We start from the raw sequence: 12641 nt of genomic DNA on the forward strand, positions 1-12641 counted from the left end.
AATTATGGATTGCTTTTCATTTTAACCCGGATTCCAAGACGTGGAATCCGGATTTGATCCCTCAGTTGGGCTATTCCTCCTCTTCCTCTTTCTTGGGGTGTCCAAGTCCCAGATTCCCTTTTATTCCTGATAAACTAAGCTTCCACCAATAATTGAAAATAAAGCGGGTCGTATCCCTTTTGTAATAGATGGGTGAGGATTTCAATTGTTTGAACAACCCTCTTGGATTATTGCTCCTCAGTGCGAAGGTATTCAGCACAAAGTTTAACATGCCTTTCCTGCCTCCTGCCTTTTTTAAAGTCCTCTCATTGAGCAACTGCACCTTCAAACCATCATACCTGAAAGTCATGTCTCCTATAGCTTCATTTTCATCTGCCACAAATGCCCATTGCGAAGGCAGGGCCCTTCCCCTTTTAACCTTCACGAAGGCATTTCTCGCTAAAATGGAGTTGATGGTTCTAAAGTCATACTCACCGGTAGTTACACTGACCTTCATGGCATAGGGAGGCTCAAAATACAACATGGCCATCATGTCCAAGGGAGCCTGCCCATTGATCTTGGCAGAAGCCTTTAGCTTACTGGAATCCACTGAATAGGAAGCATCCATTGACTTGCTCAAATACAGAGGAGTAATCGTGGCATTTAAGGAATCAAAGGTAATATGCCCCGGAACCATGCCATTTTGGGGAAACTCCTCGTAAGTGACCGTTCCATCCCACAGCTTCAGCGTATCCAGTTCCATTTTCAACCCTGAAGAGCGCATAAGCTTTTGTGGCATGGGCCGATACAAGGAGGAATCAAAAGGCATCCTCTTGTCCCTGAAAACATGTACCTTCGGGGACTTTATCGACATGGACCTTGCCTCCACTTCGTCCGAATTCACCAAGCGCTGCACATCGATCCCATCAAACCTCACCTCAGGCAGTTCTGCATGGATTACGTCTGTCTGATAGTTCATCTTATGCACATATTCATAATTTCCATACCTGGGCTTCAGCTGCACATCCTTTAAAACCATACAGCCATTGGATAGCATCACCTTACCAATTTCAAGTACATTGAGTGAATCGGGAAGCTTAAGGCTATATTCAGGAAGCTCAATCTCAAATTCTTGGTTCAACACCACATCGGTATCAAAAACCTGGGCTTTGGTAAAATCAAAGTTCAGATCGCTCAAGGCAATATTAAGGCCTTTGAACTGCTGCGCCCTTGAAACAGAGTCCTTTTTATAAATACTCAGCTGTCCGTTCTTCAGGATAAAATCAGTAATCCCCAAGTGTCTGATCACATCTTGGTCCAGTTTCTTCCGTGCTTTCTTCCCGTTTTCAGCCTCTTCCTTACTGTCCAGATACAGTTTGATCTCCGGCTGATCCAGCACCAGTTCCCTGACATCAAAGTCCCCTGTCTCCTGGAAACTGGTCAGGGAGTTGGTCTTGAGGTGTATAGCAGGCACAAAAGCATCTATAATCGGATGTCCATGGTTGTTCTTTACTCCCAAAGGCACCACTTTAAAGTTTTCAAGCGTGATTTTATCACTCTTCGTATCCAGCTCCACCTTACTGAAATTAATGGTATGGACGCTGTCATTTAGTGCCAAAGAAAAGTCTCCAATATCCATGGACATATTATCAAAAAAGCCCACAATGTCTCCCTTTTGCAGCTTGGCAGAATCCAGCAACAACCCGTAAAAGGAAAGGTCCACGGCACTGTTGATCAATTCCCGCTCTTCCCCGAGTGAACTGTAATAGGCAGTAAACCGGGCATTGGCAGCTTCCACAGTATCAATCCTGATCACGTCAATGGTTTTGGGCAATCTCCTGCCTTTGCTTTGCGAAGCAGACTTCCCTCCTTCTGTACCGATTTCCTCCTTGTCAATAAACAAACGGACATCTGCATCTGATAGCTTTACTTTTTCTAAAGACAGGGCATTTTCAAACAGGAACGCCTCAATATCCACCCCTTTAAAATTAAGAAGGGGAACATCAGCCCCTATGGCCACTTTCATTCCGGCCTTCTTATTGGGACTTAACCTTACATTGGACGTGACCAGCTCATCCTCGGAAGAATTATAGCTGATCCTATCGGCACGCATGTTATACTTCCCATTGGCAATATTAAACACATAATTGTTCAGGCTGATATCCAGTTCCTCAGCAAAAAAGGGCTCAGCATCTCTGGGGGCCACCTCTTTATCCAAGGTAAAGTTCTTGACATGAATGGACACATCATTCTCAGTAAAAGTCTTGATTTGGCCTCTGACATAATTATCGTAGGCAACAGCTCCTTTTATCAGGCTTAAGGAATCCACTTTGATGCGGGAAAAATAACTGGTTGCCAGGTCATATAAATCATGGATCTCCACCTCCTGCTTCCCCTCATCCCTCGAAATGTAGCGGCTTAATTTGATATCAGGGGAGGGCACCTCAATACTTTCAACCAATAGCTCTCCTTCAAAATAAGCCTTTGGGATATCCACGCCATGGATAAAAAATTCAGGTATATTCACCTCCAAAACAGATTTCTTGTTCAACCTTTCCAGGTTTTCGGCTATTTTCCCGGGCTGCAGGGGCTTAAATTCCAGGTTCTCAATTTTCAGCGCCTTGGCTTTGGTATCCACAAAAACCTTTCCTGCGGTCAGCAGATGGAGATCATCGGTAAGCTTCATGGCATAGTCATTGAGCTCCAGCTCTAAGGCTTCCGCCAAAAAAACACGGGAGCTGGTATCCCTGCTGATTCCTTCATCCACGGCAAAGTCTTCCAACACCAAACTGATGCTTCCAAAAGAAATACTATCCTTGTTAATTTCCAGGTTGTTGCTGAGCACCATCTCCCCATCGATGAGCTGGAGCCTGTCCACATAAATTGCCTTCAGGTAATCCTTCGTCAGTTCCTTTACCGTATTGTACTTTTTCTTTTTCTTCTTTCTTTGGATATTCTCAAACTTCAGTGAAGGATTACTGATCACCATCTCTTGGATATCAAGGATACTTTCATTGTAAACCTTTTTCAAATTTGCCTTCTCCAAACTAAAGCTGGGCACTTCAATTTGAAACAGGTTGATATCCTCCGACACCTCCCGAAAAGGCGCTACCTTTGCCCCTTCCACCAATACCTTGTCTTCAAAAGAAGACAACAATACCCGCTCCCCGGTTACCCAATGAACACCATCGGCCAGTACCAGTTTGACCTTGGACATATCAAGCTCGGCGTCTTCTGCATAGAAAAATTGCCCCCTGGACCGTTCCTTGTCAGGACCGATATACACCCTGTCCATTTTGAAATCGATCTTATCGGCTTCTATCCTGTTTTTGTACTCATCATCCACTCCTCTTTGCAGGTATTCCCCTTCCTGAATCAGGAGGTCGTCGATACTAATGGAAGACAAAATATCCTTGATCAGGGGATATAAGCTGTAATCCTGTAGATTGGTTTCCCTTTCAGGGGACAATTCAGAATAAACCAAAAAGTTTGGCTTAAGGAGCTTAAGACTCCCCACCTGAACATCCTTGGTATAAAACACCTGGTTGATATCCGCATCGGTAAGCTCCAGATCATCCACCTTCATTCGGTAATAAACCTCCTGTTTTTTATCCAGATCAGGCTCCAGTTTTACCTGCTTTGCCTGAATAAAATTTTCCAATGAAGAAATATGGATCTGCACGGCCTTCAAGGTGTGTACGCTATCAGCCAACAGCATCTCAAAGTTTTCCAGGTCCAGTTCAAAACCCGCCGCATTAAACGGGGTTGCCTTTTCCCGGGGGCTAAGCAAAAAGATTTCTTTGAGATGCAGGCTCGTGTTCTCAGCTTTCACTGACTTTTCACTCACAAAATTCTCTATCAAAAGATCAGCCTGCTCCACAAACAGGTTTTCGATAACAATCTCTTTCAGGTCAATGTCCTCTAACGAATTCCTCAGCTCATCAGCAAACTGCTCCAACCTGGACTGTACTTGCTGATCCTCCCCCTTGGATAGGTCCAACTCCTGATTGGTCTGGACCACAGGCTTTACAAAACTGATATTCCCTATGCGCAAAACATTATTGGAAAAATCATACCCGATCCCTTTGACGGCGATTTCAGGTGCCTGAACCTTGTAGATCGGTTTCTGCGACGCTGTATCCGTGGCCAAATCCGTAGGACTCAGAATAAAGCCCGTAAAATAAAACCCTCTTTCAAAAATGGATAAATTGAACCGGTCAAAGTTGACCTCATACCGTCCCTCGGAGGACTCCTGCACCCAGCGCTGTACATAATTTCTCAACAGCAGGTCAGAACCAAAATACAATCCTACTTGGAGGATTCCCAAGGTAAAAAGGGTGATGGCAAAAACACGAATCAGCCGTTTCTGGGATCGTTTAAGTTTTTTCTTATTTTGTTTCTTTTTCCCCATACAACTCCTTACAGAAAGCAAAATAAAATTAATTTATCTCAAAAGGAAGTTGCATCAATTAAAATAATAGTCACATTAAAAAAATAAAGAGAACACCTTTGAGCAACACTAACTTAACATTATCGCTGCAAAAGTATTCTCTTCAAAAATAACTTAACACCAAGCTGTAGGAGAAGGACTCGAACCTCCACGGAGAAGTTAGGCATCACAAGAGCTCTATGTGTGCTTTATCCCAGAATCTCCACCCCCGAGACAGGAGGGCTTGTCTGCCAATTTCAACACCCTACAGTATTTATAACCCTTTTGGCTAATTGATGCTCCAAAGGTAATAAAGCCATTTAAATTTTAAAATATAAATAACCAAATATCTTAATTTATGTATATTCAATAATTTTAGACCTAAAAAATCAACCATTCCATAATCAACACAGTTTTTTAAACTAAAATTTTAACAAATCCGCAACCAACAAGTATTATCAGGACACTTCGAAAACTTTATCAAAATAAAAGTCAAAAACGAATTAAATACTCAAAACAATATTCCAAAAACCACATTAACTGGAGGGCTATAAAACACAAAAAGCTATGAAACAAAATCTCATAGCTTTAGTCAATTAACAATAAACCCAAAATAACCTGTTGTAAGGAAAGGATTCGAACCTTTCATGGCATTTTTTTTGCCTCCCGGTGCAAGTAGCTTACCTGCCTTACCTTCGATGACCGATTGTTTTCCTTCGATCACATTACAAAGATACACCAAAAACCTTTTAAAATAATTTTTTAAAAAAGTTTTAACATATTTTTACATTTTTTTCAAATAACCTGATAGACATTTACCAAATAGTTCTGAATTCATTAAAAAAACAGTACTTTATTGAAAACTCCATAACGTATATCAAGTTTCCATATTAGGGATTTCACCATTAAATGGCCAACGGCATTAGCGGAAAGGGGAATACACCCTGATCTCCTGGGCTGCTAATGCTGAAAACCTTCTTGCCCCTTCTTACACAACGAACCGATCACCCTTTAATTGATCAGCCATGATTGAGTTATTCCTTTTCGAAATTAACGTAATTGTGCCACCGTTCTACCACCTGCTCCATATCAGGAGGCATGGCCGAATCAAACTGCACAAACTCCTTGCTTACAGGATGCACAAACCCCAGGGACTTGGCGTGCAATGCCTGTCTGGGCAGAAGCTTAAAGCAGTTCTGTACAAAAGACTTGTACTTTGAAAACTGGGTGCCTTTTCGGATCTTATCCCCACCGTACACTTGGTCACTGAACAAGGGGTGCCCTAAGTACTTCATATGGGCCCTGATCTGGTGGGTCCTCCCGGTTTCCAGATTGCACTGCACCAAAGACACGTAACGCAGCCGCTTTAACACTTTCCAATGGGTAACGGCATTTTTACCTTGCTCGCCATCGGGGTAGGTATCCATTACCTTCCTATCCTTTGCACTTCTGCCAACATGGGCATCCACCGTTCCCTTATCTTCTTTTGGCTCTCCCCAGACCAATGCAATATAAGTCCGTTCTATACTATGATCGAAAAACTGCTTTGCCAGATCAGACATTGCCAATTCAGACTTTGCTATCACCAACAAGCCACTGGTATCCTTATCAATCCGGTGCACTAAACCTGGCCTTCCGGAATTCCCGGGCAGTTCAGGCAGCTGATTAAAGTGATACACCAGTCCATTCACCAAAGTCCCTGTCCAGTTCCCGTAAGCGGGATGAACAACCATTCCTGCCGGCTTATTCACCACCAGCAAATGTTCGTCTTCAAATAAAATATCCAGATCGATCTTCTCCGGGATGACCTCGGTATCCCGGGGAGCTGCCTCCAGCATCACCGTAATCACATCCCCTGGCTTGATTTTATAGTTGGCTTTGGTAGATTGGCCATTGACTTTGACATTACCATCCTCTATGGTTCGCTGCACTTTGTTCCTTGTGGCATTGGCCACCTTCTCTGTCAAAAACTTATCCAAACGTATCGCCGTCTGCCCCTTGTCCACCTCAATCCTTAGATGCTCATAGAGATCGTCATCGTCTTCATTTCTGTCAAAGATATCTTCGTCCAATTCTTCTTTCATGGTGCAAAAATACAGGTCTATTGAAAAAGTTTTTGATAATTTTGATGAAATCAAAAAAATCCACGCTTTGCTCGCTGCCGATAACATCCCTACTACCCCCATTTTTACTCCTGAAAACTCCCCTTTTGATGTAAATGTCTATGTCAAAAGACTAGACCTTATCCACCCCTTGGTAAGCGGCAACAAATTTTTCAAACTAAAATACAACCTGATGCAGGCCAAGGAACAGGGATTCAAAACCGTCCTGACATTCGGCGGGGCTTTTTCAAATCATATCTATGCCACTGCGGCAGCGGCGAAAGCAAACGGTTTCCAGTCCATCGGCATCATACGGGGAGAGGCCGCCCAAGGCCTTAATCCTACCCTCCGTTTTGCCAAAGAAAGCGGCATGGCCCTTTATTACATGGACCGAAGCACTTACCGTAATAAGCACAGCCAGGAAATCATCCATCTTCTCCATAAAGAACACGGGGACTTTTACCTTATCCCCGAGGGAGGCACCAATGATCTGGCCATAAAAGGTGCATCAGAGATCTTGACCCAAGAAGACCATGCCATGGACTATATTTGCGCCAGTGTAGGGACAGGAGGCACGATCTGTGGCCTGATCCAATCCGCATTACCGCAGCAAAAAGTAATTGGGGTTTCTGCTTTAAAAGGAGAATTTATACGGGGAGAGATCCACGAACTTCTGAAATCCCACCAAATCAGTCCTGCTTGCGATTGGGAAATCCTCACCCAATACCATTTTGGGGGATATGCCAAACACCGACCGGAGCTGATAGATTTCATCAAAGCATTCAAGCAGGACTTTCAGATACCCTTAGAGCCGATCTATACCGGAAAACTTTTTTATGCGGTAATGGACCTGTTAAAAAAAGGCTATTTTCCAAAGGGGGCCAATATCATGCTGATCCATTCGGGAGGCCTTCAGGGCATAGCAGGTTTTAACGAACGTTATAATGAATCCCTGTGACCCTTATTCAGCTTTGCCAACAATTTCCTGGCCCTGCTCTTTATTCCGGCCGAGGCATAAGGCAGCATATCTTCGATGATCACCTTAAGTTCTGGTTTGATCTCAGGGTAACTGTCCGAAAGATTGTACACCACCTGCATGGCAAACACCCGGATGGCAATAGGCTGTTGCTTGTCCTGAAGGAATTCAAAGCCAAGCTCCAATATCTCCCCCTCATAGGCGGATGGTATCTGCTGATCCTGCAATACCCTAAGTAAATTCCTTCTCACCGCATCATGTTCACCTGGCTTTTTCAGCATGTAAATGATCTCCTTATAATACGGCATCAGCAAAGCAGGATGCCTTTCCACAATCAGGCTTAGAGGCCAGGCGGCCCTTTGTGTAATCCGGTAAGGGCCCTTCATAAAAATGCGGAACAAGTCCGCAAATTTCTTTTCGTCCTCCCCGATATCATCTACTATAATGGCCGTGTTCGACTTGGAATGACTTGCTTCAATCAGCGTTAAAAAGTCCATGTCCTTATTTCCTTACACGGTTCCATATCTTATTCGTAAACCGCGGCCGGTCTTCCATAACGTTAAAATCATCCTCACTTATCCTCTTGACACTCTCAATGGTATAAAATGCCTTATCATTACAGGATTTTACTTTTTTGATGTATTCTTTTAGGGAATCCCTCTTCATTACAGTAAACAACAGGTTCACTTTACCGTACCTTCCTTCAGCCCCGACATTGGTAAAGCGGTAATCCCTTGCCTTCATGAACTCGATGAGCTCGGGCATAGGCTCTTTGGTAATCACCCTGACCAGTACACGGCCAAGAGCCAATTTTTCCTCGATCACCATCCCAATATAGGTCCCGGCCCCGAAGCCTCCTGCGTAGGCCAAATAAGACATGGGATTGTCTATATTCTGAAATATCTGCCCAATGGCCAAGAGCCAGATCAACGCTTCGAAAAAGCCTAAAATGGGCGCTACGTTTTTCTTTCCATTGAGGACAAACATGATCCTCAGGGTATTGATGGTCACATCCCCTACCCTGGCAAAGAAAATCAACAAAGGCATGACAATGTAGGAAAACACATCTTCATCCATTCCAAAAGAGCCGAAAAACTCCTGCATAATTACACCGCTTTTTTATGTTCTACAGAAAATATTTTTTTTAAACTTTAGTGTTTTGCCCCGCCTTGGTGCCCAGGTAAATAAACACCAGGGAACAGGACATCAGCATAATAACCAAAATATTCCAATCCTGAAAGAAATCAAACAGTATGCCACCTGCCAAAGGTCCTAAAGCCGCCAGATAGTAGCCTGCGGACTGGGCCATGCCCGACAACCTTGCAATGGTCGCGCCCTCGGCGCGCAGCCCAATAAGCGTATACAACAAACTGATACTGGCGCCCAAACAAATCCCCACCACTACCATACCTGCATAAATAACCAGTTCGTGATCAAAAAACAAGGTAGAAAACCCCAGCAAATAGGCCAAACCAATGCCCACGGATGTTCGCACCTGGGTATCGTACTTCACCGCTATCAAAGGGGCAGCAAATGAACCTATCAGTCCAATGATCTGCATCAGGCTAAGGATCAAACCTGCCCTTCCGGCTGTAAAACCTTTGCTTATCAACAAATCCGGTAGCCAAGCGATCAGGGTAAAAAAAAGCAAGGACTGGATCCCCATAAAAATACTTACCTGCCAGGCCAACTTGGACTTCCAAACATTCTTCCCTCCCTTCATTCCTTCTTCTGCTCCACTGACCTTGTTTCTTTTTATCTGAGGAATCCACACCAGCATGGCTACCATGATCAAAGCCAACCAAATCAACAATGCCCCGCGCCAACCCATTCCTGCATCCACGGCCAAAGGAACACTCACTCCCGAGCCTACCGCTGCAAACAAGGACATGCCGGTCGTATACACACTGGTCATAATCCCGATCTTCTGGGGTAATTTGATTTTGATCAAGGGGATCAAGAGTACATTACAGATGACGATCCCCACACCGGTAATGGCTGTACCCATGTACAGCAAAAAAGCTCCCCCTTGGACTCGGGCAAACACCCCAATCCCAATAATGGCCAGGCCAAGCAATATGGCACGTACATTACCCATACTACTCCCGATCTTGGAAGCCAGCAGGGAAAAAGTGGCAAAGGTCAACAAAGGCAGGGTGGTCAGAAATCCTGCCCAGGCATTCGAAAGCCCCAAATCCTCCCTTATCATCGGAATCAAGGGGCCCACTGAGGTAATCGAGGGTCGAAGACTGAAAGAAACCAATATAATCCCAATGATCAACAGACTATTGGAAAGATGCTGGCCTTGCTGATTGCTATACATTAATGCTGAATACGATGACAGATTGACAATAAACTGACTCTGATCAGAAACAGTTCATGCCTGCAAAAATTTTAAGAAACCGTTGCTGCGACCGTTTAGGTATTTTGCAGCACCAAATCTTTGACACAGTCCACCCAAGTATCGTTGGAGTTGAGACAGGACACCAGGTCCCACCGTTCTCCACCAGCCTCTTCAAACACTTCCCTATATTCCTCTCCTACTTCTATGGTGGTTTCCAAACAGTCTGCAACAAAGGCCGGAGAAAAAGCCAACACCTTTTTCATTCCCGAAGCAGCCAGCTCTTTGATCTTATCCTCCGTATAGGGCTGCACCCACGGGTCTTTGCCCAGCCTGGACTGAAAGGAGGTGTGGACCTTATCTGCAGGCAGCCCCAACTTATCCGCAAGCAACCTGGTCGTATAATAGCACTGTGACCGGTAGCAAAACTGGTTGGCAGGAACCTGCTTGGAACAGCATGCATCATTTAACTGGCAATACCCATTGCAGGAAGCTTTTTGGATTTGTCTTTCCGGAAGGCCATGGTAGGAAAAAAGGTAGGCATCGTACGCAGTCCCCTTCATTTTCTCCTCTGCCAATTCCTTCCAAGCCTCCAAAAAAAGAGGATGGTCCATAAAACGCGCTACATAATTGATGTCCGGAATCACTTGCCAGCTCCTGACGATTTCCATGACCCTGTCGATTACCGAGCCATTGGTGGCCGAAGCGTATTGGGGAAAGAGGGGAAGGACAATGATCTTCCGTACCTTTGCCTCCTGCATCGCCTTAAGGCCTTTCTCTATACTGGGCGACTGATAGCGCATGGCTATTTCAACATGGTATTTCCGGGCATCTAGCTGGCTGACCAGCTTTTCTTTTAGATCTTCAGTATGAAAAAGCAAGGGCGATCCCCTGTCCGTCCACAGCTTCCTATACTCGGCCGCTGACTTCGGTGCCCGAAATGGTGCGATGATGCAGTTGACCAAAAACCATCTGGAAACAAAGGGAATATCAATCACCCGCCCGTCCATCAAAAACTCACGAAGGTACTTCCTGACATCAGGAACCGCTGTACTGTCAGGGGTCCCTAAATTTACCAGTAATACCCCCGTTTTGGCGTTATTTGTCATACACAAAATTATTCTTTAAAGTGACGAACCAAAATTACGATCATTTGTTTCAAATTGCTAATCGATGTACAAGCAGCTCTTTTTCTCAAACAGGGCTGGACAACTATCATTTCCTTTCTTCCAAGGAAAGGAATTTTAAGCTTATTCTGGAAAAGTCACGAAGTATCCAAGCGTTGCCTTCAGGGTACATTGTCACTTATTTCGGGACCATTACCCTCCTTCAACAGAAAAGAAATTACCCTTATCAATAAAACCCGGAATTTGCCCCAAAATTTTTGCTATCTTTTATAAAGCTTTAATAAAGACGTTAACAAAAACCCAAAAACGATGGAAGCACAAAATTCAATAGTATGGTTCGAAATCTATGTGGACAACATGGAACGAGCCGGCAAATTTTATGAAAAAGTAATGCAGGTCAAACTGGAAGACATGAGCGATCCCAACAATCCATCCATTAAGATGAAAGGGTTCCCCGGCAATATGGAAGGCTATGGTGCTTCGGGGGCTTTGGTAAAGATGGATGAAATGAAACCTGGGGGAAGCGGCACCCTTGTTTATTTTGGCTGTGAAGACTGCGCAAAAGAAGAAAGCCGGGTAGAAGGCAATGGTGGAAAAATCCTTCAGGCCAAAATGTCCATCGGTGAATATGGCTTTATTTCATTGGCTTTGGACACCGAAGGCAATACCATAGGCTTCCACTCAAGAAAATAACAGCTGACTTTGGAAAGCCTCTCTCCGAGAAGGATACCAAATCCCTCGCAGAGAGGCTCGGTTATTCTAGGCAGAGCGCATTTCTTGGTCCCAGATCTGATAGGCTTCTCCCATTCAATGGGAATAACTATAATCGCCCGAATTGCAAATTTTAGAAAATAGAAAGGTGTAGTTGCAAACTACACCTAGTCCTAACCATGTTTCTTCTATACCCAGAGGGGGGGGAGTAGACTATATATTTATCTTCTCAAGCCTCTTTCATCAGAATGATACGAACAAACTATTCTACATTAATAGTATGCTTATAGATTTGTTCTGTTGCGGCCAAACTATCGTCTTCAGCTGGACTATAATCAAGCAATAATTCGTAAACTTTCCAACTCTTATCAAAGTTGGTAATTGTCAGATTAATATTATACTTGTCCACAAATTCCTTTTCATATTCTATTGTATCAAGCAACAATATATCCATATCGCCCTTAAATGAAAATGGGAAAGTAATTTCTGCTTCATATGTACTATCATTTCTAATTCGCTCATTTTTAAAAACAGGAAGTGGTGAACTTAAACCTTTTCTTCCATCTCCATATGCACCTAAATAAATAGCCTTTCCATCCTTAAATAAAAAATGAGATTTAATCAATGAATCGTTAGAGAATTCAAACATATCTCCATTTTTTTACCATCAACATATGTATAACGTACTAACTTATCTCCCAAGTCATTGAATATCTCATATTTTCCAGATATTTCATTTTTAACCCAAGTGTACCTCTCTTTCATTATCCCATTCGGAAAATATTCTATATGAGGACCATTTTTAATTCCTTCTTTATTTTTTGTAGTGATAGATTTAATATACCCGTTTTCATATAATTCAATACTCAGATTAGTTGTATCATTAATTGAAATTTTAATTGGAAGATTCTCCATTGGAAACTCTATAAAATTCAGTTTTTCTTTTTGACAAGATATAGTCATTATCATTAAAATT

General features: G+C 43.4%; 10 protein-coding genes. 2 read left to right on the plus strand and 8 right to left on the minus strand.

Translation table 11 applies throughout. The features are described 5' to 3' along the window. Positions 1 to 70: 70 nt before the first annotated feature. Positions 71 to 4390, minus strand: coding sequence for an AsmA family protein (locus ACYVAA_RS00390; RefSeq protein WP_460538006.1), 4320 nt, complete (start codon positions 4388 to 4390; stop codon positions 71 to 73). Between the two features lie 1052 nt (positions 4391 to 5442). After that, on the minus strand, positions 5443 to 6492 hold the full coding sequence (locus ACYVAA_RS00395) for an RluA family pseudouridine synthase (RefSeq protein ID WP_460538007.1): 1050 nt from the start codon (positions 6490 to 6492) through the stop codon (positions 5443 to 5445). Between ACYVAA_RS00395 and ACYVAA_RS00400 the strand changes: the two genes are divergently transcribed. Then, positions 6491 to 7468: a 1-aminocyclopropane-1-carboxylate deaminase/D-cysteine desulfhydrase gene (locus ACYVAA_RS00400; RefSeq protein WP_460538008.1), complete on the plus strand. Its 978-nt coding sequence runs from the start codon at positions 6491 to 6493 to the stop codon at positions 7466 to 7468. The two genes, ACYVAA_RS00395 and ACYVAA_RS00400, sit on opposite strands and share 2 nt — an antisense overlap. On the opposite strand, the gene ACYVAA_RS00405 is transcribed toward ACYVAA_RS00400, so the two are convergent. From ACYVAA_RS00405 to hemH, 4 genes are all read right to left on the minus strand, one after another. Next, complete coding sequence (locus tag ACYVAA_RS00405) at positions 7450 to 7983, minus strand: hypothetical protein (RefSeq protein ID WP_460538009.1); 534 nt, start codon at positions 7981 to 7983, stop codon at positions 7450 to 7452. The genes ACYVAA_RS00400 and ACYVAA_RS00405 overlap by 19 nt on opposite strands. A gap of 4 nt (positions 7984 to 7987) precedes the next feature. Beyond that, positions 7988 to 8590: a DUF2179 domain-containing protein gene (locus ACYVAA_RS00410; RefSeq protein ID WP_460538010.1), complete on the minus strand. Its 603-nt coding sequence runs from the start codon at positions 8588 to 8590 to the stop codon at positions 7988 to 7990. Between the two features lie 40 nt (positions 8591 to 8630). Further along, complete coding sequence (locus tag ACYVAA_RS00415) at positions 8631 to 9809, minus strand: CynX/NimT family MFS transporter (protein ID WP_460538011.1); 1179 nt, start codon at positions 9807 to 9809, stop codon at positions 8631 to 8633. Positions 9810 to 9904: 95 nt separating this feature from the next. After that, positions 9905 to 10936, minus strand: coding sequence for a ferrochelatase (gene hemH, locus ACYVAA_RS00420; protein WP_460538012.1), 1032 nt, complete (start codon positions 10934 to 10936; stop codon positions 9905 to 9907). Between the two features lie 327 nt (positions 10937 to 11263). Between hemH and ACYVAA_RS00425 the strand changes: the two genes are divergently transcribed. Then, positions 11264 to 11647, plus strand: a complete 384-nt coding sequence (locus ACYVAA_RS00425) for a VOC family protein (protein ID WP_460538013.1) — start codon at positions 11264 to 11266, stop codon at positions 11645 to 11647. 280 nt (positions 11648 to 11927) lie between these two features. On the opposite strand, the gene ACYVAA_RS00430 is transcribed toward ACYVAA_RS00425, so the two are convergent. Together ACYVAA_RS00430 and ACYVAA_RS00435 are read right to left on the minus strand one after the other, a co-directional pair. Further along, positions 11928 to 12314 (minus strand): hypothetical protein, encoded by a 387-nt coding sequence (locus ACYVAA_RS00430; RefSeq protein ID WP_460538014.1) that lies wholly within the window; start codon positions 12312 to 12314, stop codon positions 11928 to 11930. Beyond that, on the minus strand, positions 12287 to 12641 hold a 355-nt coding region (locus ACYVAA_RS00435), incomplete at its 5' end, for a toxin-antitoxin system YwqK family antitoxin (protein WP_460538015.1). The genes ACYVAA_RS00430 and ACYVAA_RS00435, both read right to left, overlap by 28 nt.

The organism is Echinicola sediminis, from assembly GCF_054777495.1.

Excerpts from the sequence above, each read along its gene's own strand:
- ACYVAA_RS00410 (WP_460538010.1), bottom strand. The coding sequence starts at position 8,590 with ATGCAGGAGTTTTTCGGCTCTTTTGGAATGGATGAAGATGTGTTTTCC.
- ACYVAA_RS00390 (WP_460538006.1), bottom strand. The coding sequence starts at position 4,390 with ATGGGGAAAAAGAAACAAAATAAGAAAAAACTTAAACGATCCCAGAAA.
- hemH (WP_460538012.1), bottom strand. The coding sequence starts at position 10,936 with ATGACAAATAACGCCAAAACGGGGGTATTACTGGTAAATTTAGGGACC.
- ACYVAA_RS00395 (WP_460538007.1), bottom strand. The coding sequence starts at position 6,492 with ATGAAAGAAGAATTGGACGAAGATATCTTTGACAGAAATGAAGACGAT.
- ACYVAA_RS00430 (WP_460538014.1), bottom strand. The coding sequence starts at position 12,314 with ATGTTTGAATTCTCTAACGATTCATTGATTAAATCTCATTTTTTATTT.
- ACYVAA_RS00400 (WP_460538008.1), top strand. The coding sequence starts at position 6,491 with ATGGTGCAAAAATACAGGTCTATTGAAAAAGTTTTTGATAATTTTGAT.
- ACYVAA_RS00425 (WP_460538013.1), top strand. The coding sequence starts at position 11,264 with ATGGAAGCACAAAATTCAATAGTATGGTTCGAAATCTATGTGGACAAC.
- ACYVAA_RS00405 (WP_460538009.1), bottom strand. The coding sequence starts at position 7,983 with ATGGACTTTTTAACGCTGATTGAAGCAAGTCATTCCAAGTCGAACACG.
- ACYVAA_RS00415 (WP_460538011.1), bottom strand. The coding sequence starts at position 9,809 with ATGTATAGCAATCAGCAAGGCCAGCATCTTTCCAATAGTCTGTTGATC.